Origin of the sequence: Acetobacter sp. (assembly GCF_047723915.1) — a bacterium.
Lineage (GTDB): Bacteria > Pseudomonadota > Alphaproteobacteria > Acetobacterales > Acetobacteraceae > Acetobacter.
Genome location: NZ_JBDOBQ010000003.1, coordinates 1 through 26,857 on the forward strand (window position 1 = coordinate 1; position 26,857 = coordinate 26,857).

General features: G+C 63.9%; 20 protein-coding genes and 1 pseudogene. 10 read left to right on the forward strand and 11 right to left on the reverse strand.

Annotation, left to right across the window (positions count from 1 at the left end; translation table 11 throughout):
• Together ABF990_RS03010 and ABF990_RS03015 are read right to left on the reverse strand one after the other, a co-directional pair.
• A partial coding sequence (locus ABF990_RS03010) for a CCA tRNA nucleotidyltransferase (RefSeq protein WP_415500994.1) occupies positions 1-895 on the reverse strand: 895 nt, incomplete at its 3' end.
• Between the two features lie 218 nt (positions 896-1,113).
• A pseudogene (locus ABF990_RS03015) lies at positions 1,114-1,716 on the reverse strand (DUF1285 domain-containing protein); the annotation flags it as partial.
• A 101-nt stretch (positions 1,717-1,817) separates the two neighbouring features.
• Here ABF990_RS03015 and ABF990_RS03020 point away from each other — a divergent pair.
• The 5 genes from ABF990_RS03020 to ABF990_RS03040 all read left to right on the forward strand — a co-directional run bounded on the left by ABF990_RS03020 (position 1,818) and on the right by ABF990_RS03040 (position 9,794).
• Positions 1,818-2,837 (forward strand): AAA family ATPase, encoded by a 1,020-nt coding sequence (locus tag ABF990_RS03020; RefSeq protein WP_415491290.1) that lies wholly within the window; start codon positions 1,818-1,820, stop codon positions 2,835-2,837.
• A gap of 4 nt (positions 2,838-2,841) precedes the next feature.
• Entirely contained in the window at positions 2,842-3,909 is a 1,068-nt protein-coding gene (locus ABF990_RS03025) for a DUF58 domain-containing protein (protein WP_415491291.1), read from the forward strand.
• Positions 3,906-6,791, forward strand: a complete 2,886-nt coding sequence (locus ABF990_RS03030) for a DUF4159 domain-containing protein (protein WP_415491293.1) — start codon at positions 3,906-3,908, stop codon at positions 6,789-6,791. The genes ABF990_RS03025 and ABF990_RS03030 overlap by 4 nt, the downstream gene beginning before the upstream one ends.
• Positions 6,788-8,953, forward strand: a complete 2,166-nt coding sequence (locus tag ABF990_RS03035; protein WP_415491294.1) for a VWA domain-containing protein — start codon at positions 6,788-6,790, stop codon at positions 8,951-8,953. The genes ABF990_RS03030 and ABF990_RS03035 overlap by 4 nt, the downstream gene beginning before the upstream one ends.
• Positions 8,954-9,221: 268 nt before the next feature.
• Entirely contained in the window at positions 9,222-9,794 is a 573-nt protein-coding gene (locus tag ABF990_RS03040) for an ankyrin repeat domain-containing protein (protein WP_415491295.1), read from the forward strand.
• A gap of 171 nt (positions 9,795-9,965) precedes the next feature.
• Here ABF990_RS03040 and ABF990_RS03045 read toward each other — a convergent pair whose 3' ends face one another.
• The 4 genes from ABF990_RS03045 to ABF990_RS03060 form a co-directional block, all read right to left on the reverse strand.
• On the reverse strand, positions 9,966-10,175 hold the full coding sequence (locus tag ABF990_RS03045) for a hypothetical protein (protein WP_415506472.1): 210 nt from the start codon (positions 10,173-10,175) through the stop codon (positions 9,966-9,968).
• A 116-nt stretch (positions 10,176-10,291) separates the two neighbouring features.
• Complete coding sequence (locus ABF990_RS03050; protein WP_415491296.1) at positions 10,292-11,395, reverse strand: site-specific DNA-methyltransferase; 1,104 nt, start codon at positions 11,393-11,395, stop codon at positions 10,292-10,294.
• Positions 11,392-12,036, reverse strand: a complete 645-nt coding sequence (locus ABF990_RS03055) for a ribonuclease HII (protein ID WP_415491297.1) — start codon at positions 12,034-12,036, stop codon at positions 11,392-11,394. The genes ABF990_RS03050 and ABF990_RS03055 overlap by 4 nt, the downstream gene beginning before the upstream one ends.
• A 117-nt stretch (positions 12,037-12,153) precedes the next feature.
• Positions 12,154-12,453, reverse strand: coding sequence for a CsbD family protein (locus ABF990_RS03060; RefSeq protein WP_415491298.1), 300 nt, complete (start codon positions 12,451-12,453; stop codon positions 12,154-12,156).
• Between the two features lie 116 nt (positions 12,454-12,569).
• Between ABF990_RS03060 and ABF990_RS03065 the strand changes: the two genes are divergently transcribed.
• The 5 genes from ABF990_RS03065 (at position 12,570) to ABF990_RS03085 (ending at position 23,541) form a co-directional block, all read left to right on the forward strand.
• Positions 12,570-13,982, forward strand: coding sequence for an MFS transporter (locus tag ABF990_RS03065; RefSeq protein ID WP_415500892.1), 1,413 nt, complete (start codon positions 12,570-12,572; stop codon positions 13,980-13,982).
• A gap of 238 nt (positions 13,983-14,220) precedes the next feature.
• A complete protein-coding gene (locus tag ABF990_RS03070; protein ID WP_415500891.1) occupies positions 14,221-15,510 on the forward strand; it encodes an efflux RND transporter periplasmic adaptor subunit in 1,290 nt (429 codons plus the stop codon).
• Positions 15,507-18,686, forward strand: a complete 3,180-nt coding sequence (locus ABF990_RS03075) for an efflux RND transporter permease subunit (protein WP_415506473.1) — start codon at positions 15,507-15,509, stop codon at positions 18,684-18,686. Before ABF990_RS03070 ends, ABF990_RS03075 begins: the two co-directional genes overlap by 4 nt.
• Entirely contained in the window at positions 18,683-21,988 is a 3,306-nt protein-coding gene (locus ABF990_RS03080) for an efflux RND transporter permease subunit (protein WP_415491076.1), read from the forward strand. Before ABF990_RS03075 ends, ABF990_RS03080 begins: the two co-directional genes overlap by 4 nt.
• Entirely contained in the window at positions 21,988-23,541 is a 1,554-nt protein-coding gene (locus tag ABF990_RS03085; protein WP_415491075.1) for an efflux transporter outer membrane subunit, read from the forward strand. Before ABF990_RS03080 ends, ABF990_RS03085 begins: the two co-directional genes overlap by 1 nt.
• A 128-nt stretch (positions 23,542-23,669) precedes the next feature.
• Here ABF990_RS03085 and ABF990_RS03090 read toward each other — a convergent pair whose 3' ends face one another.
• The 5 genes from ABF990_RS03090 to ABF990_RS03110 form a co-directional block, all read right to left on the reverse strand.
• Positions 23,670-23,846 carry a DUF1328 domain-containing protein gene (locus ABF990_RS03090; protein ID WP_415491074.1) on the reverse strand — a complete coding sequence of 59 codons (177 nt, stop codon included), beginning with the start codon at positions 23,844-23,846 and terminating at the stop codon, positions 23,670-23,672.
• Between the two features lie 57 nt (positions 23,847-23,903).
• The gene (locus ABF990_RS03095) at positions 23,904-24,137 is read right to left on the reverse strand and encodes a hypothetical protein (RefSeq protein ID WP_415491073.1); all 234 of its coding nucleotides are present in this window, start codon (positions 24,135-24,137) and stop codon (positions 23,904-23,906) included.
• 94 nt (positions 24,138-24,231) lie between these two features.
• Complete coding sequence (locus ABF990_RS03100; RefSeq protein ID WP_415500747.1) at positions 24,232-25,050, reverse strand: ABC transporter ATP-binding protein; 819 nt, start codon at positions 25,048-25,050, stop codon at positions 24,232-24,234.
• The gene (locus ABF990_RS03105) at positions 25,038-25,820 is read right to left on the reverse strand and encodes an ABC transporter permease (protein ID WP_415500748.1); all 783 of its coding nucleotides are present in this window, start codon (positions 25,818-25,820) and stop codon (positions 25,038-25,040) included. The genes ABF990_RS03100 and ABF990_RS03105 overlap by 13 nt, the downstream gene beginning before the upstream one ends.
• The gene (locus ABF990_RS03110; RefSeq protein ID WP_415491070.1) at positions 25,799-26,842 is read right to left on the reverse strand and encodes an ABC transporter substrate-binding protein; all 1,044 of its coding nucleotides are present in this window, start codon (positions 26,840-26,842) and stop codon (positions 25,799-25,801) included. The genes ABF990_RS03105 and ABF990_RS03110 overlap by 22 nt, the downstream gene beginning before the upstream one ends.
• Between the last annotated feature and the right edge of the window lie 15 nt (positions 26,843-26,857).

Consider the following 26,857-nt stretch of genomic DNA (forward strand, 5'->3'; position numbering starts at 1 on the left):
CCCCCACCCCCCGCAGATACGCCGTATCGGCGCGTGACAGCCTGAGCCTGCGGGCCACCTCCAGCGGCTGGCGGGCCAGGGCGGCCAGCCGCAGCAAGGCGCTGCACGGCGCGCCAAGGCCCAGCAGGCGCTCGAACCTGCCCTGTTCCACCCCTTCTGGCAGCAGTTCGGCCAGCACACCCGTCTGGGCCATAAGCGCCACCACAGCCGCCACGTTCGGCCCGGCAAGAATGCGCCGCAGTTCCGACCATACCCGCTCGACCGAGAGCCCACGCAGCAGCGCCGTGCTGGACGCGATCGCCCCGACCGCCTCGCCATCGGGCTGGCCATGCCCGTAACGACCCTGAAAGCGGAAAAAACGCAGGATACGCAACGCGTCTTCCGTGATCCTGAGCGTAGCGTCCCCCACAAAGCGCACCCGCCCCCGGTTCAGATCGGCCTGGCCGCCAAAATAGTCGTGCAGCAGGCCATGCCGGTCGAGCGTCATGGCATTGATGGTAAAGTCGCGCCGGGCGGCGTCCTCGCGCCAGTCATCGGTCCAGCGGACCACCGCGTGCCGGCCATCGGTCAGAACATCGCGCCGCAGTGTCGTAATCTCGTACGGGGTGCCATCCAGCACCGCCGTGACCGTGCCATGCGCCAGCCCTGTAGCCTCCACCCGCAGGCCCGCTGCCCTTAGAACGGCCATGACATCATCCGGCGGCTGGGGCACCGCCATGTCCACATCGGCCACAGGCATCCGCAGCAGCAGGTCACGCACCGCGCCACCCACCAGCCGGGCCTGTGGCAGCACGGTCCACAAGCGCTCCAGCCCGTGACGTTGCCCATCGGTCAGGCCCGCCAGAATGTCCACCGCAACACCGGCCGCAACACCCACAGACGCAGGCGGCTTCATGCGCGCGTGGTTTCGGCGCGGGGCATGCCGCGTTCCGGTAGTGTGCCGGATGGCAGTGCGTCTGTTGACGAACTGCCGGTAGCCTGCGCCCGCCCGGCAGGCACCGCCCGTGGCGCGGCCCCCTTCTCCGCCGCCCCGCTCATGGCCTGACCGGTCAAGGTCGTATCGGGCGGGATCATATTGGTCTGGGGGCCGGGCAGCGCGTCCGTTTCCGTAGAATCCGGGTCCTGTCCGCTGTCATCGGGCCGTCGGGCAAGGGGGAAAAAGCTGCCGCAGCTCCATACCCCCAGGCATGGCACGCCCCGACAGGTGCCCGGTTCCGCCAAGGCCGCGAGTTCGTACCACACGCTGCGGGCCAGACGAGCCTCGATCCCGAATGCGCCATCGCCACGCCGCACGAGCAGATAGGGCGGGCAGCCGTCTATGCAGGCTTCGGACGGCACGTCCCACACAGCGCGAATCGGATGTTCGGCATCGGCGGTCACTGTTTCGTCGGTATTGGTGCGAAAACACAGGCGCTGGTTGCGCCCGGCACCGTGCCACTGAAGTTCCACGGCCAGAAACGGCACGTCCTCCACATCGATAAACCCGCTCTCGAATGGAGAGCGGAGCTGGTATGCGCCCTGTTCATCCCGCGTCAGCAGCGACGCGAACAGGCAGACCATGGCCTTGCGCCTGACCGGCGTGCCCCGGTAAAGCCACACGCCGTCGCGCCGGATCAGAAACGGCAGATGCCTGCCAGCGGGCGACGGCGGGGAAACATCCTGCCTGCCCCCTTCGCACAAGGAGGGTTGCGCGCTCTGTGCCCGTTCACCTTTCACTGCCCGATCCATCCCCTAATACGTGTCCATTTGATGCTTCCAATGATATAGGAAGGATACCCCGCTTGATGTAAGCCCCGCATTGCCTCCAAACTGGACTCATGACCGCATCAGACGCACCCCTTTCAGGCCAATTTTCTTCCGCCATCGCCGATGCGCGGGAGGCAGACCGCATTTGTGACCGGCTCAAGGCCGTGCAGGAGGAACTCTCCGGCGTTATCTTCGGCCAGGACGCCGTTATCCGCCAGACCCTGACAACGGTGCTTTCGGGCGGGCATGCCCTGCTTGTCGGCCCACCGGGTCTGGGCAAGACCCTGCTTGTCAGCACGCTGGGCACGGTGCTGGGGCTGGACGCGCGGCGCGTGCAGTTCACCCCCGACCTGATGCCCTCAGACATTACAGGCGGCGAAATTCTGGATGAGGATGCGGCGGGCCGGCGCAGTTTCCGGTTCGTGCGCGGTCCGGTGTTCTGCCAGTTGCTGATGGCCGATGAAATCAACCGCGCCAGCCCGCGCACGCAGTCGGCCCTGCTGCAGGCCATGCAGGAACATCACGTTACCGTGGCTGGGGTGGAACATGCCCTGCCGCGCCCCTTCCATGTTCTGGCGACACAGAACCCGTTCGAGCAGGAAGGCACCTACCCGCTGCCCGAAGCCCAGCTCGACCGGTTCATGCTCCAGATCCCGCTCGACTTCCCCGAGGAAAGTGCCGAACGCCAGATGCTGCTGGCCACCACGGGGGTCAGCACCAGCACCGCAAGCCCGGTCATGGACGCGGCCACCCTGATCGAGGCCCAGGCGCTGGTACGCCGCATGCCGGTAGGCGAAAAAATTGTCGACGCCATTCTGGCACTCGTGCGCTCGGCCCGCCCGCAGCACGCCCCCGATAACGCGTTGAAAAACGCCATTGCCTGGGGTCCCGGCCCGCGTGCCGCCCAGACGCTGATGCTGGCCACACGCGCACGCGCCCTGCTTGACGGCAGGCTGTCACCCAGCCTGGACGACGTGGTGGCACTGGCGCAGCCGGTTCTGGCGCACCGCATGGCCGTCAGCTTTTCCGCCCGGGCGGACGGGCTGCGCCCGGAGGATATCATTGCCCGGCTTGTCAAACGGCTGGGCTGATCTCTTGCGCGGAGCTGCTTCTTTTCTTCCCGACCTGGCCCGCCGTCTTCTGTCGCCGCAGGGCGGGCCCGCGCGCCCGGAGCGCGTGCGCAGCCCCGAGCGGGTCGGACCCGACACCACCGGCCCGAGCGGCGGCCTGGGCGGCACTCCACCGCAGAAAGCCGCGACCGAAGCCGCCAGTCTTGCTGCACGCATGCCCGACCTGCTGCTGCGCGCCAACCACACGGCCACGGCCATGGCGGCGGGCCTGCATTCGCAACGCCGCGCGGGTTGGGGCGATGCGTTCTGGCAATATCGCCCCGCCCAGCCGGGGGAGCCCACAACCCGGATCGACTGGCGGCAGTCCGCGCGCAGCCCCCACGCACAGGTCCGGGAAATGGAAGCCCAGACCGCGCAGACGGTGCTGCTGTGGTGCGACCTCTCGCCCTCGCTGAACTGGCGCTCCCTTCCATCCCTGCCCACCAAGAGCGACAGCGCGCTGGTGCTGGTGCTGGCCCTGGCGGCACTCCTGCTGCGCAGCGGGGAACGGGTGCGGCTTCTGGGGCCGTCCGGCATCACGCCCCTGCCACACGGGGGCACACCGCTGGAACGCCTTGCCAGCGGGCTGATTGCCCAGGACACAGGCCCCCAGGCCGACAGACCGGCGTCCCCCACCGCCCTGCGCAGCATGGCTGGCCTGCCACGCCACGCCCATATTCTGCTGGCCAGCGACTTTCTGTGTCCCGCCCCCGATCTGGACGCGGCTCTGCGGCATCTGGCCTCCCTGCCAGCGCGGGCACACCTGCTGCATGTTCACGACCCGGCGGAAGCCACCCTGCCATATGCCGGACGCGTGCTGTTTACCGGGCTGGAAGGCGAGCCACCGATGGAATTTTCACAGGTGCAGGACGTGCGGGCCGACTATCAGGCGCTGGTCAAGGCCCGCCATGCATGGCTGACTGAAACGGCAGCCCGCTATGGCCACGACCTCATACGCCACCAGACCGATACCCCACCCCTGCCCGCTTTGCTGGCCCTGCACGCGCTGATGGGTGCACCGGCCGCCGGGCACGGCGCAAGACGCCCGGCATGAAATTTCATTCCCCCGCATTGCTGCTGGCCCTGCTGGGCCTGCCCGTTCTCTGGTGGCTGCTGCGCGCAACACCGCCACAGGCCCGCAGGCAGGCTTTCCCACCCGTTACGCTGCTGGGGTCGCTGCGCGCACGTCAGGCAGAGCCTGTCCGCTCTCCACTCTGGCTTCTGGCATTGCGGATTGCAGCCTTTACGCTGCTTGTCGTGGGTTTTGCAGGCCCCTTCCTGCCGGGACGCCAAAGCCTGCCCCATGCTGGCGGCCCGGTGCTGCTGGTGATCGATAACGGCATGCTGAGTGCGGCAGACTGGAACGACCGCCTGAATGCAGCGCAGGCCGTGGTGGACGACGCGACCCGCACCCACAGCCCGATCACACTTGTGGCCACGGCCGCCCCATCGCTGGTCGAAAACCCGGACACGTCCCACCCGCCCGAGGCCCTGGCTCCCGAACAGGCCCGGCAGGCCGTGGCCTCCCTCCGGCCCGAACCCTGGCTGTCCGGGCGGGGGGCCGCCGCCCATCTGCTGGCGGGGCTGCCGCAGGCCCATTACGCCAGAATTCTCTATCTGGCCGATGGTGTGGCCCAGCCGCAGGACACGCAGTTCGCCAAGGCGTTGCAGGCTCTGGGCCCTGTGCAGGATATCCGCTTTCCCCACCAGTCCGGGCTGGCCCTGGCCCCCGTTATCCCGGCTGAAGGCGATGTCATGGCCCGCATTCTTGCCGTGCCCGCCCCACAGCCGCGCAGCCTTGCGGCACTGGTCAGGGCGGCGGACGGCGCGACACTGGCGGTTGTTCCCGCAACACTGCCCGCCGGAGCAACCCAGGCCGATATTCCCGTGGCGCTGCCGGTGGAAATCCGCAACCGGATCGACACGATCTCTGTGCAGGGCAATACAGGTGCCGCCGGCGTGGTGCTGATGGATGAGCGCGACCGCCTGCGCCCCGTGGGGCTGCTGGCTGCGGGAGCGGTCACGGGCACCACGACCGCAAGCGCGGATACCCCCCTGATCGGCACCTTGTTTTACGTGCGCCGCGCCCTTGCCCCGACATCGGACCTGCATGAGGGCAGCATTGCCACCCTTCTGTCCCGCCCGCTTTCCGTGCTGATCGCGCCTGACGGCACATTGGGCGACCCGCAGGCCCGCCATGCCGTGCGCCAGTGGGTGGAAAACGGCGGCACGCTCATCCGCTTTGCAGGACCGGTGCTTGCAGGCACCGCGCACGATATCGCCAACCCGCCCGACGACCTGCTGCCCGTGCCGCTGCTTGACGGCACACGCCAGCTCGGCGGCTCCATGACATGGGGCGCACCGCAGAAACTGGCGCCGTTCGCGGCGACATCCCCTTTCAGGGGGTTGAGCGTGCCTGCCGATGTCACGGTCACACGCCAGGTTCTGGCCAGTCCTTCGGCCGATCTGGGTGAACATAGCTGGGCTCGGCTGGCCGACGGCACGCCACTTGTCACCCATGCGGCAATGGGCAAGGGCGAAATTGTGCTCTTCCATGTCGGCAGCACGGCAGGCTGGTCGAACCTGCCGTTGTCGGGGCTGTTTGTATCCATGCTGCAACGCCTGACCGAACGCGCCAACGGGCTGAGCATACCGGCAGATGACACGATTCTGGCCCCCGCCATAACGCTGGACGGTTTTGGCATTCCCGGCGCGCCGCCCGCCACCGCGCGCGGGCTGAAAGCCAACGCCTTTGCCACCACCGCTGTATCGCCCCGTCACCCGCCCGGGCTGTACGGGCCACGCAGCGGACGGCGCGCACTGAACGCGGCGGCGCATTTGGGCACGTTGCAGGCCGAACCTCCGGCCGGTGTCCTGACCGATGCCGCAGGACAAAGGCCCGATACACCGCTGGACCGTTACAGCCTGAGCCTGGCGCTGCTGCTCCTGCTGGCCGATGGACTGATCGTACTGCTCCTGCGTATCGGCCTGACCGGTGCCTGGGCACGTCCGTCGCGGCAGCCCCCCGCCACCATGCTGGCAATCCTGCTGCTGCCGGCTTTGTCCGTGCTGCCCAGCCCATACGCCCAGGCGCAGGACATCCCCGCCCCTAGCGCCACCGCCGACGGGGCCGCCGCCCCACCCACGGACAGCGCAGCACCGTTGCCCACCCCAGCGGCCCCTGTGGTTCCGCCATCTCAAGCCGTGCCCGGGGCGGCATTGCAGACCCGGCTGGCCTATGTCGTGACCGGGAACGAAGAGGTGGACACGGCATCCCGCCTGGGGCTGAAAGGACTGTCGGAATTTGTAAATGCCCGGACATCCGCCGTGCTTGGCCCGCCCGACGCCGTGCGCCCCGGTGTGGATGACCTGAACTACTACCCCCTGCTGTACTGGCCGGTTACAGCGGATGTTTCACCTTCCCCCGCCATGACGGCGGCACTGAGCGCGTTCATGGCGCGCGGCGGTATTCTGCTGATCGACACGCAGGGCCAGGGAGCGACAGACACCCAGACCGACACCCCGGTGGAAGGCGACGTACAGGCAACGCGCGCCGCGCTGCGGCACGCAACGGCAGGTCTTGTCATCCCGCCCCTGACCGCCATGACCGACCACCACCTGCTGGCCCACACCTTCTACCTGCTGCACGACTTTCCCGGCCGGTACGCCGGGCAGCCGGTCTGGGTCGCGCGGGAGGGAGACGCTGAAAATGACGAGGTAAGCCCCGTTATCATCGGTTCAGCCGACTGGGCTCATGCCTGGGCGGTGGACAATAACGGCAATACGCTTTTCGCCGTGCTGCCGGGTGGGGCCGACCAGCGTGTGCAGGCCTACCGGTTCGGTCTGAACGCCGTCATTTATGCGCTGACCGGCAGCTACAAGGCCGATCAGGTGCATGTGCCCATGCTGCTCAAACGCCTGGAAGACACGCAATGATGGAGCGGCTGACCCACCATATCGGTTTTGCCCCGCTGGTTCCCGCTTGGCTGCTGGGGGCGCTGGGGCTGGTAGCTCTGGCCGTATGCGGACTGGGGCTGCTGCGCGGCAGCCGGGTTGCGGCATTGTTCAGGCTGGGAGCGGCGGCTGTTGTGCTGTTCTGGCTGGCCGGGCCGCAGCGCCTGCGCGAAAGCTGGCGCCTGCTCCCCCAGACGGCGCTGCTGCTGGTCGATCAGTCCCCCTCCATGACGCTGGGCCAGCGTTCGGCCATTGCGCGGCAGGCGGCGGACATCCTGGCCCACAGCCAGACACCGGGACTGACGATCCGCACCGTAAGCGTGCAGGATAACGGGCATGACGGCACACGGCTGTTCGAAGCGCTGGATCAGGCGGCGGCGGACATTCCGCCCGCATTGTTCGCGGGCGCCATGATGATAACCGACGGCCAGAATGCCGACACGCCCACCAGCATTCCCGAACGGCTGAACCCGTCTGACGGTGCGCAGGGCCATACCACCCTGCCGCTCCATATCCTGCTTGCCGCAAAGGGGGAGGAAAGAGACCGCAGGTTGCGGATTCTGCAAGCCCCGCCCTACGCCCTTGCCGGGCAGGACGCTACATTGCGTGTGCAGGTGGACGACGCAGGGCCCGGCACCCAGCCAGGCACAGCCGCCGAACTCACGATCAGAACCAGCGACGGAACACAGCACACCGTACCCGTACGCACAGGGGCCGAGCAGTCCATTACCGTGCCGGTCACCCGTCCAGGGCAGATGCTGGTCAGCCTTGCGGTTTCCCCGCTTGAAGGCGAGGTTTCCGGCCTGAACAACCAGACCGTGCTGAGCATGACCGGCATACGAGACCGGCTGCGCGTGCTGCTGATTTCGGGCACGCCCAACCAGGGCGAACGCGTGTGGCGCAGGCTGCTCAAGGCCGACCCGGCGGTGGATCTGATCCACTTCACCATTCTGCGGCCGCCGGAAAAGGATGACGGCACGCCGCTATCGGACCTTGCGCTGATCGCCTTTCCCGTACGGGAACTGTTTCAGGACAAGATCAACCAGTTCGACCTGATCATTCTGGACGGGTTCGAGAACCGCCATATCCTTCCCCGCACCTATCTGGAGAACATTGCGGGCTTCGTACGCAAGGGCGGTGGCCTGCTGCTGACAGCCGGGCCGGAATTCATCGGCCCCGGTTCGCTCCAGAACACCCCGGTAGGCGACATCCTGCCCGCCCATGTCGCCCCCGAGGGCAGCATGATGGAACAGCGCTTCCGCCCGACGCTGACGGAGGCAGGGCGCCGCCATCCGGTTACGGCCTCTCTCCCCGGTGCGCCCCCGGCTGGTCATGCGCCTGATACAGCCCTGAACATGCCGGGCATGTGGGGGCCGTGGTACCGTGCCCTGCGCCCGGACAGCACCCATGGCGAAGTGCTGATGAACGGCCCCGAAGGCGCACCTTTGCTGGTTCTGGACCATGTGGACCTGGGCCGCGTGGCCCTGCTGCTGTCCGACCAGATCTGGCTGTGGTCACGCGGTGAAGGCGGGGGCGGACCGCAGGCGGAACTTCTGCGCCGGGTGTCGCACTGGCTGATGAAGGAACCCGAACTGGAAGAAGAACAACTGGTTGCGAGCCTGGCCGACGGCACGCTGACCGTGACCCGCCACAGTCTTGCGGCATCGGCGGAAAATACCGTAACCGTGGTCTCCCCCTCCGGTAAGAACGAGGTCCTGACCCTGCGCCCGACAGGGCCGGACGGTACGCCACAGGCCAGCATGCCTGCCACCGAGGATGGGATATGGCAGGTTACGGATGGTGTGCGCACCGCCTATTGCGCACCAGGCCAGAACAATGCGGCGGAGTTTTCGCAACTGCGCGCAACGGCGGGCAATCTGGCCGACATGGCCCGGCAGACAGGTGGCGGGGTCTTCTGGCTGGGTGAAAGCGGTTCGGTCCATGTCCCCGCTATCCGGTCAGGCGCGCATACTCCGCCACACGGTGCTGACTGGATGGCCTTCGGCCAAGGAGGTGGGCATGTGGTCACAGGCAGGGCAGCAGCCCCCCTGCTGCCCGCATGGCTGGCCATGGTTGTAGCCCTGGCCCTGATACTGGCCGGCTGGTGGCAGGAAAGCCGCCGCCGCATGGGGACCACCCTGTAAAACCTGTGCCAGAGGCTCAAAACCAGATGCATGAGTGACGCAGAACTCTTTTTGTCCAGAAAATGAAAGCCTGGCGGCCCGACAGGCTGGCAGCAGGGATACGCGACACATATATCCCCCTTACGACCCCGGATCAGGACCGGGGCATGCAGAAGCTGCGGGCGCAGCCCTGCCTCATTTTGAAGGAGGGAGGCTGTTATTCTCGGGGCCGCCTTTTCGCACGGCAGAGCATGTGATATCATCAATCGCGTACAATAATGGACCGATCATGACCCGTTTTCCGCGCCTTGTTTCATCCGCCCTGCTTGCCTGTAGCCTGTCGATGCTCGCCACAGCACCGGCCTGGGCTTCTGACGAGGAAGATCAGGCCGCAGCAGAGGAAGCTCAGCAGAAAGCCGAGAGCGCGAAAGCAGCCAAGCGGGCAGCCCCACCCTCCGCCATTCCCGGCGCAGGTGACGCCGATGACGACAACGGAGAACACGCCAGCAGGGACGTGGAACCAACGGTTGCCCTGTTCGACGCCATCAACCGTGGCAGCGTCACCGCGGCGCGGGAAGCCATCAACCGTGGGGCGGACCTGCACGGCCATAATGTTCTGGGCCAGACGCCGCTGGATATGTCCATCGACCTCAACCGTAACCCCATTACCTTTTTCCTGCTGTCGCTCCGTGGCTCGGACGGTGGAACCGGCAGCACCAACACGGCCATGATCGGCAGCGAAATGGGCGATGCAGCTACGGACGACGGTCCCTACGTCGGCAGACATGGGCTGGAACGACCCGAAAAAACAGGCGGCATCCCCCAGCCGAGTGTCGGCTTTCTGGGCTTTGGCGGAAGCTGAGCAGTCCACCCTCCCCGCCGGATTTGCACCCCCTACCCCGACGTAGACAAAGGCGCGGGATGGAAAGAGTGCTCAAAAGCGCTTTCCCTACAGGCAATGCAGAACTGCCTGAAACGTTCAGGCCCTGAAAGCCCGGATTTGCAACCCCACACGCAATATCGGGGTAATACGTCACTGTATTGAACTGGCAAAAGCCAATCTGCACCCGAACGGCGTTTGCCCGCGGCCAATCCGCACCACGGCATACCCTGCCTTGCCGAAGATAAAGCTTTGGACAGTCAAGGCACGTGGCATCACAGCACCTGGCATCAGGCTTGATACGCCTGACGTAAAAAGCCCTGCAACCGGACGTTCCCGAGCCTGAAAAGCCTGGGTTTGCATGACGGCTCTACCTTGCAGGGAGTGGCAAACCCGCTTGGTCAGGTCCGGCTACTGACCCCGCCCATGACCGTTCCGGTTTAAAAAACCACCCGCTCCGTCCACCTGTCTGCGGGCCTTCAGCCGGCGGCTATGGCGCGCAGGCTTTGCTGGCGCAGGTCATCCAGCGGGCAGAGCACACCAGCGCGTTCGAAATGCCAGAAAGTCCAGCCGTTGCAGGACGGCGCGTTCGTCAGCAGCGCGCCGATCTTGTGGATGGACCCACGCTGCTCGCCGCTGACCAATGTACCGTCGGGCGCCACTGTCGCATGAACGCGCTGGCGCTTGTCACATACGACCGTGCCCGCCACGATCAGCCCCTGTTCCACCAGACTGCCAAAGGGCACACGCGGCGCCTCGCGCTTGTCCTGCGTGGTCTGGACCGTGTCGTCCGCCAGTGGCACTTCCCTTGCGACGCGGGCCATGGCGGCTTCCACATAATCGGGATGGCGTTCGATACCGATAAAATGGCGACGCAGGCGACGGGCCATGGCGGCTGTCGTGCCCGAACCCGAGAACGGGTCGAGCACCACATCCTTGACCGTGGTGGACGCCAGCAGAACCCTGTGCAGCAGGCTTTCGGGCTTCTGGGTCGGGTGCAGTTTCAGCCCGTGTTCGTTGCGCAGGCGCTCGTTGCCGGTGCACAGGGGCAGGTACCAGTCAGACCGCATCTGCACGTCATCGTTCAGGGCTTTCATGGCCTGGTAATTGAAACGGTAGCGGCTGTCCTGCCCGCGTGCGGCCCAGATCAGCGTTTCGTGGGCGTTGGTAAAGCGCCGGCCCCGGAAATTGGGCATGGGGTTGGATTTGCGCCAGACAATGTCGTTCAGGATCCAGAACCCCAGATCCTGGAGAATGGCGCCAAGGCGGAAAATATTGTGGTAGGAGCCGATAACCCAGATCGTACCGTCCTTGTGCAGGAGACGACGTGCCTCACCCAGCCATGCGCGGGTAAAGCGGTCGTATTCCTCCAGGTCGGAGAACTTGTCCCAGTCGTCATCCACCCCGTCGACCAGAGAATCATCCGGCCGGCGCAGTTCGCCACGCAGTTGCAGGTTATAGGGCGGGTCGGCAAAAATGCAGTCCACCGAGCCCGAAGGCAGCGAACGCATGACATCCACGCATTCACCACGCAGGATCTGATCGAGCGGAAGCTCCATGGTAACCGATTTTGCCCCGCTCATACCCGCTCCTCCGTCAAGATCATGCTCATCTGCAACCGTACCGTGCCAAATGTTTTTCTGTGGTGCGGGGAAATACCCACCCGCTCCAGCCCCTGCCTGTGTGCGTCCGTGCCGTAGCCCGCGTTGCGGCCCCAGCCGTAATGCGGCCAGCGGGCGTCAAGCCGCAACATGATGCGGTCACGCACCACCTTGGCGACGATCGAGGCGGCGGCAATGGACAGGCTGACCCCATCCCCGCCCACCACGGTCTGCGCGCTGCATCCGAAATCGGGCATCTTGTTGCCATCCACCAGCACATGGTCCGGCCTGCGCGGCAGCCGTGCCACCGCGCGCACCATAGCCAGATGCGTGGCATGGTAGATGTTCAGCCGGTCGATCTCGGCGCATGACGCGGCACCCACGCCAATTTCCACCCCCGCGATTGCGGGCAGGCGGGCGGCTATGCTTTCGCGCACGGCAGGCTTCAGTTTTTTGGAATCATCGATAATGGCGGCAAGGTCGCGCGGCACACCAGCCCCGAACACCACGGCAGCGGCAACGACCGGACCGGCAAGCGGGCCACGACCCACTTCGTCCACTCCTGCTACTCGTCCACCATGCTTTTGTTCGAGCAAAAGGTCCGGCATTGCTTCCCCATCCATACATTTGAAGCGACTCGGCTAAAATAACCGAGTCGCTTCAACCGCGACTCCGCGGACAAGGAAAAGCATTTTTTTACCGGGGTGCGCAAGAGTCCCGGTAAAATGATTTTTAAAAGGTCACTTGCGACGCGGAATCAGCAGCCAGCCCAGCACCAGGCTGAAAGCCGAAACCAGCCCGATGGCCAGCAGGGGTTTGTCGCGCACGAAGGTCACGGCTTTTTCCACAACACCTTCGCCTTCGTCGTAAAGATCGGCGAAATCCTGCTGCATATGGCCCGTGAACTGGTCAAACTTGCCGCTGACCTGCAGACCGATATCCCCTGTCAGGCCACCGGCGGCGTCCTTGATGTGCCCCTTGATATCGGTAGCCACACCTTCGAGCTTGTTTTCGGTTTTTTTGATTTTATCGTCAGCCATGACGTCGTCCTTCCATCGTTGAACCGTACGGCCTTCGGGCCATGGCGCTCGAACGCAGCCCCGGGCAGCACGATTGTGTGTTGCATCAGACCGCAAAAACACGCCTCTGGCTAGGCATGCCCAGTGTAACACATTCGCAGCTCACCGCGCTGACTGTCTCGTCCATGTTATTCATGGAGCAGATGGACGGCACCATACTGGCTACGGCGCTACCCTCCATCGCCCACTCGCTGCATGTGGGCGCGGTCGCAACGTCCGTCGCACTGACATCCTACATTATCGGGCTGGCCATTTTCATTCCCGCTTCCGGCGCGCTGGCGGACCGGCTGGGCAGCCGCACCGTGCTGATGGCGGCCATCGGCATTTTCGTGTGCAGTTCGCTGCTGTGCGCGCGGGCACAGTCCCTGCCGTTCCTTGCGGTCATGCGAATGCTCCAGGGCGTGGGTGGCGCGCTGATGGTGCCGGTAGGGCGGCTGGCCATCATACGCGGCACCCCGCGTGACCAGCTTGTGCGCACCATGACATGGATGATGCTGCCCGCAACGCTGGGGCCGCTCCTTGGCCCGGTGGTGGGCGGTTTCATCACCACATGGCTGTCATGGCGCTGGAATTTCTACCTCAACGTGCCGGTGGGGCTGCTGGGGCTGGTCATGACATGGCGCTTCATTCCCGAGATCCGCGATACCCATACCCCTCCCTTCGACCTGAAAGGCCTTTGGCTCGCAGGCGGGGGGCTGGCCGTGCTGTCCATTTTCGCGGAACTGTTCAGCCATGCGCAGGGAAGCTGGGCGTTGTGGCTGGAACTGCTGGGCACGGGCACGGTCCTGCTGGGGCTTTATGCCCGCCACGCTGCGCGCACCACCTCGCCCCTGCTGGATTTCAGCCTCATGCGCTTTGCCACGTTCCGCATCTCGGTTCTGGCGGGTGCCGCGTCACGCATTGCGGTGGGGTCTCTGCCGTTCCTGCTACCGACCTTCCTGCAGATCGGCACGGGGCTTAATGCCGCGCAAAGCGGTATCGTCACCTTTGTCGCCCCCATGGGCGCCATTATAACCCGCCCGCTGGTACCCGCGGTGCTCAAGCGCTGGGGATTTCGTCGCGTGCTGATGATCAATGGCGTTTCAGCGGCGGTGATCTTCATTCTGATCGCGGGTTTTCAGCCCTGGCAACCGCTCTGGACGCTGTCACTGATCCTGATTGTTGCGGGCGGGGCGCAGGCGGTGCAGTTCACCGCCTATAACACCATTGCCTATGCGGACATTCCCGCCACCCACATGAGTGCGGCCACAAGCCTGTATTCCACCATGCAGCAGATCATGCTTTCAGGCGGGATCTGCGTGGCCGCGGGAACGCTGACCGTCATGGGGAGCCTGCGGGGCCACGCCGAACCGAGCCTGGGCGATTTCTCGGCCGCGTTTTTAGTAACGGGCCTGGTCTCGCTGCTGGCGGCACCGCTTTGTGCCACACTCTTGCCGTCAGCCGGTGCGGATATGAGCGGCAACCGCACTGAACCTGCACCGCGGGGCTGACACGAAGCGGGCCATGGCTCCATGGCTGCCGCCCATCAATTCGCGGGGTGGGTTACATTTTATTATAATTTGGATTTTATGTTGTAAAATCCGGGCACAGACTTGATCTTCTCACCGCGGCCCCGCACAAAAGATATGACGTACGATAGACAAAGTCAGACAATATTTTTCATGATGCCTTGGCAACTCCTGTCTGCCCCTCTGCCCCATAGAATCAGGTAAACGAGAAACGCGCTGCATGGACGAACACAGTCAGGCCACCCCCTCGCCTTCCCCCGTATCCAAACCGCCTGCCACACGCAAAAAACGGCTCCTGCTCGCAGGCGTGGTCCTTGTCGGGGCGTGCGTGCTGGGCTTTGCCTTCCTGCGGCCGCACAGCACCACCAGTTCGCATGGCGGGCGGCACAGCCGTAATAACGCCGCCGCCGACAGTTCCGCCCAGCCGGTCGCGGTCCAGACGGTTCATGCCGGGAACATGCCCGTGGTGCTGACGGAGCTGGGCACTGTGGTGCCCATAACCAACGTTATCGTCCAGACCCGTGTGGATGGTTACCTGACGGATGTGCTCTTCAAGGAAGGGCAGCATGTCCATAAAGGCGATCTGCTGGCCATTATAGACCCCCGCCCCTATCAGGTCCTGCTCGACCAGTACCAGGGGCAGCTCGACAACGCCAAGGCGCAGCTGAACCAGGCCCGGGTCGATAACGCCCGTTACCAGCGCCTGATCAAGCAGGACAGTATCGACGCCAAGACCGCGCGGGACCAGGAGTTCATGGTCCAGCAGCTCGAAGGCACGGTCAAGGCCGATCAGGCCATGGTGGATAACGAAAAACTGCAGCTGATCTACTGCCATATCACGGCACCGGTCGACGGGCGCATCGGCATTCGCGCGGTGGACCGGGGCAATTACATAACGGCCGCACAGTCCGGCGGACTTGCGACTTTGACGCAAATGCAACCGATCTCGGTCATTTTCACGCTGCCGCAGGACCAGTTGCCCGAAGTACTGGAGGAGCTGCAGGCCAGCAAACCGCTTTCGGTCCAGGCCTGGAACAGCGCCAATACCAAAAAAATTGCCGATGGCACCGTCAGCGCCCTGGACAGTTCCATCGACACAGCGACCGGCACCGTGCGCCTGCGCGCGATCTTCCCCAATGCGGATGAGCACCTCTTTCCCAACCAGTTCGTCAATGCGCGGCTGCTGGTCAAGACATTGGACAACGTGCTGCTGCTGCCAGCCACGGCATTGCAGACCGGGCCTACGGGCCAGTTCGTGTATGTCGTCAAGCCTGACAACACGGTGGGCGTACAGCCTGTCACCACCAGCGTGACGGATGGCACCAACACCGTCGTGACAACCGGGGTGAAGGATGGCGATCGCGTGGTAACGGACGGCACCGACCACCTGCGCGACGGGGCCAAGGTCACGATCCCCGACGCTGCGCAGGCTAACGCGCAGAACACCGGGCCAGGCGCATCCCGGTCCGGCGCGGCGCCTGCGTCCTCCCAGGGTGGCGCGACACCGTGAACCCTTCAGCCCTTTTCATACGCAGGCCGGTCGCCACCACCCTGCTGATGCTGGCCATTTTCCTGGTCGGCCTGTTGGGCTACCATTTCCTGCCCGTATCGGCCCTGCCCCAGGTCGACTACCCGACCATTACGGTGCAGACCTTCTACCCCGGCGCAGGCCCCGACGTGATGGAAACATCCGTCACCGCCCCGCTGGAAACCCAGTTCGGGCAGATGCCCGGGCTGGACCAGATGACATCGCGTTCATCCGGCGGGGCGTCCATCATCACGTTGCGCTTCGGGCTGTCCATGTCGATGGACGTGGCTGAGCAGGAAGTGCAGGCCGCCATCAACCAGGCCAACTCCCTGCTGCCGACAGACCTGCCCGCCCCCCCTGTCTACGCCAAGATCAACCCCGCCGACGCGCCCGTGCTGACACTGGGCATTTCATCCTCCACCATCCCCCTGCCTGAGGTGGAAGACTACGTTGATACCCGTCTGGCCCAGAAAATCAGCCAGATTTCAGGCGTGGGGCTGGTCACGCTGTCGGGCGGCAACCGCAAGGCCATACGGGTGCGGGTGAACGTGCCCAAGCTGACGTCCTACGGCATAGACATGGACACGCTGCGCACGACCATAGGCAACGTGAACATCAATTCCCCCACCGGCACGTTCGACGGCCCCAAGCGGGCCGCCACCCTGCGGGTGGATGGCCAGATCACCAATACGGACATGCTGCTCAACCAGGTGATCGCCTATCAGGACAGCGGGCCGGTGCGCGTGCGCGACATCGCCAGCGTGGTGATCGGGGCCGAGAACACGCAACTGGCTGCCTGGGCCAACCTGACGCCCGCTCTGGTCATGAACGTGCAGCGCCAGCCGGGTGCGAACGTCATCCAGGTGGTGGACAACATCAAAGCCGCGCTGCCCGCCCTGCGTGAGACGCTGCCGCCGGGTATCGACATCACGCTCCTGACGGACCGCACGACCACGATCCGCGCGTCGGTGGCTGACGTTCAGCTTGAACTGTTTCTTGCCCTTGTGCTGGTGGTGGCGGTTATTTTCGTCTTCCTGCGTAATATCCCGGCCACCATTATCCCCAGCCTGTCCGTGCCCCTGTCCATTATCGGCACGCTGGCGATCATGTATCTGCTGGGCTTTTCGCTCGACAACCTCTCGCTCATGGCGCTGACCATCGCCACCGGCTTTGTGGTGGACGATGCGATCGTCATGATCGAGAACATCTCGCGCTACGTGGAAGCGGGCGAGGACCGGATGACCGCCGCCCTCAAGGGTGCGGGAGAAATCGGCTTTACCATCATCTCGCTGACGATCTCGCTGATCGCGGTGCTGATCCCGCTTTTGTTCATGAGCGACGTGGTAGGCCGCCTGTTCCATGAATTCGCGCTGACACTGGCCGCGACCATCATTATTTCCGCCGTGGTGTCGCTGACGCTGGTGCCCATGATGTGTGCGCGTATCCTGTCCGAGCGCCCGCATGACACCACGCAGTCCGCAACGTTCTTCCTGCGCATGTCCGCCAGGATGGAAGTCGCGACCGAAAAGCTGATCGCGGGCTATGACCGCATGCTGGACGTGGTGCTGGACCACCGGCGGCTGACACTGGGTGTGGCGGCAGGTACGCTGGTGCTGACGGGCATTCTGGGCTGGTTCATTCCCAAAGGATTTTTTCCCGTGCAGGATACGGGGATCATCCAGGGCATTTCCGTCGCGGAACAGACCATTTCCTTCGACAGCATGAAGGAACACCAGCAGGAACTGGCCCGTGTCCTGCTCAGGGACCCCGACGTTGCCTCTCTCTCGTCCTTTGTGGGGGTGGACGGGCAGAATGCGACGCTCAACCAGGGCCGTTTCCTGATCAACCTCAAACCCCATGATGAACGCAGCGCCACCGCGACACAGATCGCCCAGCGGCTGGAGCAGGAAACGGCACAGGTGCCGGGCATCAGGCTGTATATGCAACCCGTGCAGGACCTCTCGCTCGATACCACGGTCACCGCCACGCAATACCAGTTCCTGCTCGAAAACCCCGACTACAACGCATTCAAGACCTGGGTGCCCAAGCTGATCGAACGCCTCCAGGCCGAGCCATCCCTTATGGATGTCACATCGGACCTGCAGGCCGCGGGGCTTGTCGCCCGTGTGACGCTGGACCGCTCAACCGGGGCACGGTACTCGATCACCCCCCAGACAGTGGACAACGTGCTGTATGACAGCTTTGGCCAGAGGCAGATCTCCACCATCTACACCCAGGCCAACCAGTACCGCGTCATTCTCGAAGCCGATCCGCGCTTTCAGGGTTCCCTGTCATCGCTCGACCAGCTTTACCTGCCCGGTATCAGCGGCAACGCGGGGGAAAGTTCATCCGGCCCCACCCGCTCGCCCACGTCGGGGCTGGTGCCGCTGGCCGCCGTCACCAAGGTCACGCGTGAAACCGCCCCCCTGCTGCTGACCCATTTCGGGCAGTTCCCCGCCACCACCATTTCCTTCAACATCCGCCCCGGCTACGCGCTGGGAGATGCAACGGCCGCCATCCGCCGGGTGGAAAAGGAGATCGGCCTGCCCTCCGCCTTCCAGACATCGTTCCAGGGAACGGCAGCGGCCTTCGAGGGGTCGCTGGGGAACGAGATGTTCCTGGTCGTGGCGGCCCTTGTCGCGGTCTATATCGTGCTGGGCGTTCTGTACGAAAGCTTCATCCACCCGATCACGATCCTGTCCACCCTGCCCTCGGCCGCCATCGGTGCGCTGCTGACCCTGATGATCGCGGGGGCCGGGCTGGATGTCATGGGCATTATCGGCATTGTGCTGCTGATTGGCATCGTCAAGAAAAACGCCATCATGATGATCGACTTCGCGCTGGAAGCCGAGCGCGAGCATGGCATGGACTCCCTGCAATCCATCCGCACAGCCGCGACATTGCGTTTTCGTCCCATTCTCATGACAACGCTGGCCGCCATGCTGGGGGCGGTGCCCATGGTCATCTCGAACGGGACGGGTTCGGAACTGCGCTTTCCGCTGGGGCTGGCCATTATCGGCGGACTTGCCCTGTCGCAGTTGCTGACCCTGTTCACAACCCCGGTCATTTACCTCACGCTCGACACCTGGGCGCATAAGTGGAAGCTGCGCCACCCCGCCCCCCCCACCCAACCCACGACAGGGCCCGCCGGGTCGTGAGTATCAGCCGGTTTTTCATCGACAGGCCGGTCGCCACCATCCTGCTGGCCATGGCGCTGGTCCTTGCGGGGATACTGGGCTACCGCAGCCTGCCGGTCTCGGACCTGCCCAATGTGGACCTGCCCGTGATCCAGATCCAGGCGCGCCAGCCCGGCGGCTCGCCCGAGGAAGTGGCCAGCGCCGTGGCCGCGCCCCTTGAGCGCCATCTGGGCCAGATTGCCGATGTCACGGAAATGACATCGCAGTCCTCGGACAGCCAGACGCGCATCACGCTGCAGTTCTCGCTCAACCGCGACATCAACGGGGCCGCGCGGGATGTGGAAGCGGCCCTCCAGGCCGCGCGGGCGGACATGCCCTCCACCCTGAGGCAGAACCCCAGCTACCGTAAAGCCAACCCCAACGGCGCGCCGATCCTGATCTTTACCCTGACATCGGCCACCCATACCCGTGCGCAGCTGTACGATTACGCCACCAACGTGCTGCTGCAGCACCTGTCCTCCATCGAGGGGGTGGGTCAGGTCGATATCAGCGGCAGCGCCCTGCCCGCCGTCCGGGCCGAAATCAACCCCCTGCCCCTGTTCCGCTACGGAATCGGGTTTGAAGATATTCGCGCGGCCCTGGCCTCGGCCAATGCCCATACACCCAAGGGGATCATAGACCAGGACGGCATGCGCTATACCCTGGACACGAACGACCAGGTGAGCGAGGCACAGGGCTACCGCGACCTGGTTATTGCATGGCGCAACAGCCGCCCCGTGCGGCTGGCCGACGTGGCGGACGTGCATGACAGCGTGGAAGACCTGCGCAATGCCGGGTACTATAACGGCCAGCCTTCCATTATTGCCGTAGCCTTCGCCCAGTCCGGGGCCAACGTGATCCGCACGGTCGATCAGATCAACGCGCAGTTGCCCATGCTCAAATCCGCCCTGCCCGGCGGGGTGGACCTGCATGTGGCTCTGGACCGCTCGCTCACCATCCGGGCCGCGCTGGCGGACACCCAGCTTACACTCATCATTTCCGTGGTGCTGGTGGTGCTGGTGGTGCTGTTCTTCCTGCATTCGGCGCGCATGACGCTGATCCCCGCCGTGGTGGTGCCAACCTCCATCGTGGCAACGTTCGGGTTCATGGCGCTGTGCGGGTTTTCGCTGGACAACATGTCCCTCATGGCGCTGACGGTCTCCACCGGGTTTGTGGTGGATGACGCCATTGTCGTGACCGAAAACATTGCACGCTATATCGAACAGGGCCTCCACCCGCGTGACGCCGCCATCCGGGGCAGCAGCGAGGTTGCCTTTACGGTCACATCCATTTCCATCTCGCTGGTGGCGGTGTTCCTGCCCATCATGCTCATGGAAGGCATGGCAGGGCGCCTGTTCCACGAATTCGCCATGACCATCACCCTCACCATCATGATCTCGCTGGTGCTGTCGCTGACCCTGACCCCCATGATGGCGGCGTACCTGCTCCGCCCCTCTGCCGGGCAGGCCGAACGCACCACGGGCTGGGCACGGGCCTACGGTGCCGTCACAACCGCCATCCTGCGCTTTCTGGACATGGTGCAGGCCGGTTACGCGCGCTCGCTGGATGTCGCCCTGCGCCATACCGGGCTGGTCCTGTGCAGCATACCCGCGACACTGGTGCTGATCGTGGCGCTGTTCATACAGATGCCCAAGGGTTTTTTCCCCGTCGAGGACACGGGCATCATGATGGGGCACCTGATGGGCGATCAGTCCGTGTCCTTTGCCGCGCTGACAGAAAAACTGACCGGTGTGCAGAATGTCCTGATCCATGACCGGGACGTGCAGAGCGTGTCATCCTTTATCGGCGGGCGCGGTTCATCCAACCAGGCCAACCTGTTTCTCCAACTCAAGGACAAGTCCGAGCGCACCGACACGCCGACGGACCTGATCGCCCGCGTCAACCACAAGCTGCGCAACCTGGTGGGCGCGCAGTTTTTCCTTATGGAGCCGGGCAGTATCCGCATGGGGGCGCGGCAGAGCAACGCGGCCTACCAGTATTCGCTTGCCGGCAGCGACGCGACCAGCCTTTACCAGTGGACAGACAGGCTGCTGGCTGCCCTGCGCACCCACCCCGAACTGACGGACCTGTCCTCGGACGTGCAGGAAGGCGGCAGTGCCATCAACACCCAGATCGACCGCGACACGTCATCGCGGGTGAACATCACGCCGCAGCTTCTGTCCAACACCCTGTATGACGCGTTCGGCCAGCGCGCGGCCTCGGTCATCTACAACCGGCTGAACCAGTACCGTGTCATTATGGAAGCGGACCCCGCCAAATGGTCCAACCCGGACACGCTCAAACAGATCTGGATCAGTGTCGCCGGCGGGTCGGCCGGGGGCGGCACCAAGTCGAACACCATCCGGGTCAGAAACGCGTCCGACACCACTACGGCCAGCACGTCCACCAGCCAGAGCGCGCTGTCCTTTAAAAACCAGATCGCCAACGCCCTTGCGGGTGGGGCTGGCGCCTCCAACGGGTCGGCGGTCAGCACCGCGTCGGAATCCATGGTCCCGCTCACCCTTGTCTCGGCCCTGGTGCCCACGCACACCCCGCTGTCGGTCAACCACGAGGGCATGGCCGTGGCGGCAACCATTTCGTTCAATCTGGCCAAGGGTGTTTCGCTGGGGCAGGCCACCCAGATCATCAACGCCACGCGCGTCGGCCTGCATATGCCTGATACGATACAGGGCAGTTTTGCGGGGAATGCCGCGCAGTTCCAGAAATCGGTCAACAACGAACCCCTGCTGATCCTGGCGGCACTGGTTGCGGTCTATGTCACGCTGGGCATCCTGTACGAAAGCTACGTCCACCCGCTGACAATCCTGTCCACGCTGCCATCGGCCGGTGTCGGGGCCCTGCTTGCGTTGCAGATGGCGGGGGAGGAATTCTCCCTTATCGCGCTGATCGGGGTTATCCTGCTGATCGGCATCGTCAAGAAAAACGCCATCATGCTGGTCGATTTCGCGATTACGGCCGAGCGCGAAGGCGGGCAGACACCGCTTGACGCCATACGCACAGCCTGCCTGCTGCGCTTTCGCCCCATCATCATGACCTCGGCTGCCGCCGCGCTGGGGGCAACCCCGCTCATTATCGCCCATGGATACGGGTCCGAACTGCGCCGCCCCCTGGGCATTGCCATTGTGGGCGGGCTGATTGTCAGCCAGGCGCTGACCCTTTACACCACGCCGGTCATTTACCTCACGCTCGACAGATTACGGCTGCGAGCCCTGAACCTGCGCCTTCGCCCGTTTTTTTTCCGCACCACCAAGCAGGATAGCTGATGCCTTCGTCATCTTTCTTTTCGTTTCGTGCCGGCTTCTGGTGCATTGGCACGCTGCTGACGCCGCTGGCCCTGACCGGGTGCATGGTAGGCCCGGACTACAAGCGGCCCACGGCTATTATTTCTCCCCAGTTCAAGGAACTGCGGCCCGCCCCCGGCTGGGACTACGCCAGACCGCAGCAGGCCAGCCTGCCCAAAGGGGCGTGGTGGACGATCTATAACGACCCGATGCTGAACACGCTGGAAGCACAGGTCGAGATCAACAACCAGAATGTCGCGCAGTATGAGGCCCGTTACCGCAACGCCCGCGCGACCATCAACGCCGTGCGCGCGCAGCTTTTCCCCACGCTTAGCGGCGCGCTCTCCTTCAACCGCCAAAGCTCGGGTCGGGGGTCGCGCTCTTCGGGCACCATCATCAATTATGGCAACACGGCATCCAGTGTCGCATCCAATTCGACCGAGAACACCTATGCCATGGGCCCCACCGCATCATGGGATCTGGATCTGTGGGGCAAGATCCGCCGCCAGATCCAAGCGCAGGTGACAGAAGCCCAGGCCAGTGCGGCGGACCTTGCCAATGCCAGGCTGTCCTACCAGGTCCAGCTTGCCACGGCCTATTTCAATATGCGTTATCAGGACAGCCTGCGCGATCTGCTGAACCGCAACGTGGCGTTTTACGAACGCTCCTACCAGATCACCCAGAACCAGTATAACGCCGGCACCGCCGACCCCACCACGCTCATGCAATCCAAAACCCAGCTTGAACAGACCCGGGCCCAGGCCATTGCCACCGACGCGGCCCGTGCGCAGTACGAGCACGCCATTGCCATCCTGATCGGCAAGCCCCCGGCGGAGGTCTCGATCCCGCGCGGCGCCCTGCCCCGCGCCATTCCGCCCATTCCCGTTGCCGTGCCGTCGCAACTGCTTGAGCGCAGGCCCGATATCGCCGCCGCCGAACGCCGGATGGAAGAATATAACGCCCAGATCGGTGCGGCCATCGCGGCTTTCTACCCCGATGTAAAGCTGACGGCCTCCTACTCCTACAGTGGTGACCCTGTGGGCTCGCTCGTCCAGGTTGCCAACCGAATCTGGTCGCTGGGCGCATCTGCCACCGAAACCCTGTTTTCCGGCGGGTCAAGAACAGCCGCCGTGCGGGAAGCCAACACCAATTACGACTATTATACCGCCGCCTACCGCCAGACAGTGCTGACCGCCCTGCAGGAGGTTGAAGACCAGCTTGCCAACCTGCGGGTGCTGGCAGACCAGGCCACCCAGCAGGCCGTAGCGCTTGACGCTGCCACCCGTGCCGCCAGTATTGCGTTCAACCAGTATATGGCGGGTACGCAAATCTATACCACGGTCATCACCGCCGAAGTCACGGCCCTGTCCAATGCCCAGACCGCCCTGTCGATCCAGCAAAGCCGCATGCTGGATTCAATCAGCCTGATCAGCGCACTGGGTGGCGGATGGAATGCATCGGAACTGCCCAGCAAAAGCGAAATGCAGACCGACAACCCGTTCCTGCCGTCCTTTATCCAGAAAGACAAAAATTAACCCGGGCACCGCCTGAGCGGTACCCGGGTTAGCCCGGCTTTTTACCTGATGTGTTGAAAAACCCACTGCATTGCCTGCCCTGCTGTTGACACAAGGGCAGGCAACAGGGGGTTTGCCCCCGGCCCGTTCTATTTCATGACCGCGCGGCCGAATAACAGGGCGAACACGAGAAACGCCACGAACAGAATAATTGCCAGGAAAAACAGGATTTTCGCCACTCCTGCGGCTGCGGATGAAATACCGCCAAATCCGAACACACCCGCGACAAGAGAGACGACAAGAAAAAATAAAGCCAGTTTCAACATGCGAGACAGCCTCCTGTTTTTCCCCCGCCTTACCCCGTGGGGTTGCAGCAGGACCAGTTATTGACGGCGTTTCAGCAAGGCCCCGGCCAGGAAGCCCGCGAAAGCGGTGGTTGCAAGAGCAAGGCCCGGCTGGTCGATCACGACATCCCTCAACGCCTCGGTCGCGGCGGAACGTGACGTGGGGTGCAGAGCGTCGTAACTGTCCAGCCGACTGAAGAGCCCCTCTACCCCATCCTGCACACTTCCAATGCCTTCTTCCAGCATATAATGACTTTTACGATCAGCGCTCATTTGAAAAACGTCCTTCCACACAAGGGTTTAGGGGCAGCCCCTGCCCTTCGGGACCAGTCCGCACCCAGGCAGCCTGCCTCAAAACGCTTCTTCCCTAGATTTCGGCCGAACGCCAATAGGGCGCGCCACCCGGGTCGGGCTCGCCACCGATCATGGCACGCAGCCGTGCGGCATAGGTTCTGAAAGCCGACGCATCGGGGCTGCGATCAGGCAGGTTGAGAATAATCTCGCCTGTTATATGGGCTGACGGTGTTCCCGCAAGAACCACAACACGGGTCGCCAGTCGCAAGGCTTCCTCTATGTCATGGGTCACGAACAGGACTGTCTTGCGCGTCTGTGCCCAGATCCGGGCGAGTTCATCCTGCAAGCCGCTGCGGGTGATGGGGTCCAGAGCGCCGAAGGGTTCATCCATCAGCAGTAGATCGGGGTCCACGGTCAAGGCCCGGGCCACGCCCACACGTTGTCTCTGCCCACCTGAAAGCCGCCGGGGCCACCGCGTAGCCTCGCTCTCCAGTCCGACAAGTTGCAACGCCTTTATCGCCCTGTCGCGCCGTGCGGCTCCGTTAAGCCCCAGCCCTTCAAGCCCGAATTCCACATTTCGCATGACTGAACGCCACGGCATCAGCCGCGCATCCTGGAACACCATGGCCCGGTGGCGCCGTCCGCCTTCCACCTGGGCAGAGCCCCCTTTGCAGGCACTCCCGCCAACTGTGCCTTCCGTCGGGTGGACCAGCCCCATCAGAACGCGCAGGAGCGTGGACTTGCCCACCCCCGAAGGCCCCAGAACAGCCACGAACTCGCCATGCCGCAGAGTGAGACTGACATCGCGGAAAACAAAGTGCTTTCCGCCATCATGCGAAAACCCCACCCTATCCAGGCGGGCCACCACATCGGCATCGCTCATGGCTGCCACCTGAGCACCCGGTTGCGAATGAGACCGAACAGAAAATCGGTAATTGCGTACAACAAAGCCATGGTCAGCATGTAAACGACGACCACGTCCGTCGCCAAGAGGCTGGAGGCCTGCATCATCCGCGCACCAATACCGGGCACACCGAAAAGCTCCGCCGCGACAACGGACATCCATCCCTGGCCAAGCCCGGTTCGCAGCCCTGCCATCAGGCCCGGGGCCGAGGCTGGCAGCACAACCTTGAACAGGCGTCCACCAAAACTGCCATGCCCGAAGGCCGCCGAAAGTTCGAACAGTTCCGGGTCTACCCCGCGCACTGCGCTGTGGGCCGCATAGAAATTGATCCAGAAAACCGAAATCGCGATCACGAATGTCGCACCGGCCGTATTCAAGCCAAACCACAGAATCGCAAACGGCACCCAGGCCAGCCCTGGCACCGGCCGCAGCAACCGCACCACGCCTTCGAGCAGATTATCCAGCACAGCCCCCATGCCGCACAGAATACCCATGGCAGCGCCCAGAACCGAACCGATCAGCAGGCCCAGGCAATAATGGTGCAGGCTGTCCAGAATAGCCTGCTGCCAGAAACCGCCCCGGATTTCCGCCAGCCAGGCTGGCCCCAGATCGCTGGGGGCGGGAACCATGCCGGCAGGCAGGGCCCCCATACGCACGGCCACTTCCCAGCCGCCGAAAAAAAGCACCAGCCCGAGAAGGCTCAGCCCAATCCGAGCCGGTCGCTGCAATCCTTCTCTCACTGCTGGCCCTGCCGCCATAACGTAAGATCAAACAGGTCTTCCACGGGCTGTTCCTGCCGCAACAGACCCTGAGCGACCTCAAAAGCCTGAAGCTCCTTGACAGACCCGGCAATGCGATTTGGGTCGCTCACAAAATCCGGCGCCGAACGCTCCAGTGCCTTTTTCATGATCTCGTCGCTCAGCAAACCGCCGCCCAGCGCCTTTTGCACATACGGCACAGCATCATCGGGCTTTTGGGCAAGCAACGTCGTTGCCCGCACGAAAAGCGTTGTCAGCGTCTTAGCCCACGCCTGACGTTCAGGCGCATTCGGGCGAACGATGGCCAGAACCGAACCGGGCTGATCGGGCATCATCTCATGTCCGGTCGCGAAAATGCGAGCGTCCGGAACACGCGCGGTCACGACTGTTACCGCCGGTTCACGCAGCACGGCGGCATCCACCGCCCCGGCCAGAAAAGCCTGCTGTGCCGCATCGATATCCAACCCTACAATGGATGCAACGGTATTAAGGTCCGTTACGCCAAGCTGCTTCTTCAGCCAGTAACGCGCCAATGTATCCGGCACCGAGCCGGGTGGCTGTGCCGCCAGACGCACGACATGCCCTTGCGTCTTGCTGAACTGCGTCAACGCATCCTTCATGCCCTGTGTCGAAAGCCCGCCCGATCCGGCCCCCTGTGGCACGGCGGCCGCCAGCGCACCACGCGCCACGACAGAAAGTTCATCGATCGAGCCCACGGCCACGACCTTCACATCCACGCCATGCGCACGAGCCTGCAAGAGCGGCAGAACGCCAGCCACATATGCGTCGATCCGACCCGACACAAGCGCCTGAATAGCCTGCGGACCGGAGGTAAAACGTACAAGCTGCACATCCAGCCCGGCCTGCTTCGCCCAGCCCATGCCATCCAGAACGAAAAGCGCAGAAGACCCAAGAACCGGAATATAACCAACCCGGACGGTCTCGTTTGCCTCGGCCCGACCCGACACCCCTGCCGCCAACAGGCTTACACCGACAAGCAGCTTCAGAAATAAACGTCTCATACCATTACCACCCCG

What these genes read in the sequence shown, in the direction of transcription:
- ABF990_RS03020 (WP_415491290.1), top strand. Translation starts at nt 1,818, where the DNA reads ATGACCGCATCAGACGCACCCCTTTCAGGCCAATTTTCTTCCGCCATC.
- ABF990_RS03030 (WP_415491293.1), top strand. Translation starts at nt 3,906, where the DNA reads ATGAAATTTCATTCCCCCGCATTGCTGCTGGCCCTGCTGGGCCTGCCC.
- ABF990_RS03035 (WP_415491294.1), top strand. Translation starts at nt 6,788, where the DNA reads ATGATGGAGCGGCTGACCCACCATATCGGTTTTGCCCCGCTGGTTCCC.
- ABF990_RS03040 (WP_415491295.1), top strand. Translation starts at nt 9,222, where the DNA reads ATGACCCGTTTTCCGCGCCTTGTTTCATCCGCCCTGCTTGCCTGTAGC.
- ABF990_RS03045 (WP_415506472.1), bottom strand. Translation starts at nt 10,175, where the DNA reads ATGCAAACCCAGGCTTTTCAGGCTCGGGAACGTCCGGTTGCAGGGCTT.
- ABF990_RS03050 (WP_415491296.1), bottom strand. Translation starts at nt 11,395, where the DNA reads ATGAGCGGGGCAAAATCGGTTACCATGGAGCTTCCGCTCGATCAGATC.
- ABF990_RS03055 (WP_415491297.1), bottom strand. Translation starts at nt 12,036, where the DNA reads ATGGATGGGGAAGCAATGCCGGACCTTTTGCTCGAACAAAAGCATGGT.
- ABF990_RS03060 (WP_415491298.1), bottom strand. Translation starts at nt 12,453, where the DNA reads ATGGCTGACGATAAAATCAAAAAAACCGAAAACAAGCTCGAAGGTGTG.
- ABF990_RS03065 (WP_415500892.1), top strand. Translation starts at nt 12,570, where the DNA reads ATGCCCAGTGTAACACATTCGCAGCTCACCGCGCTGACTGTCTCGTCC.
- ABF990_RS03070 (WP_415500891.1), top strand. Translation starts at nt 14,221, where the DNA reads ATGGACGAACACAGTCAGGCCACCCCCTCGCCTTCCCCCGTATCCAAA.
- ABF990_RS03085 (WP_415491075.1), top strand. Translation starts at nt 21,988, where the DNA reads ATGCCTTCGTCATCTTTCTTTTCGTTTCGTGCCGGCTTCTGGTGCATT.
- ABF990_RS03090 (WP_415491074.1), bottom strand. Translation starts at nt 23,846, where the DNA reads ATGTTGAAACTGGCTTTATTTTTTCTTGTCGTCTCTCTTGTCGCGGGT.
- ABF990_RS03095 (WP_415491073.1), bottom strand. Translation starts at nt 24,137, where the DNA reads ATGAGCGCTGATCGTAAAAGTCATTATATGCTGGAAGAAGGCATTGGA.
- ABF990_RS03105 (WP_415500748.1), bottom strand. Translation starts at nt 25,820, where the DNA reads ATGGCGGCAGGGCCAGCAGTGAGAGAAGGATTGCAGCGACCGGCTCGG.
- ABF990_RS03110 (WP_415491070.1), bottom strand. Translation starts at nt 26,842, where the DNA reads ATGAGACGTTTATTTCTGAAGCTGCTTGTCGGTGTAAGCCTGTTGGCG.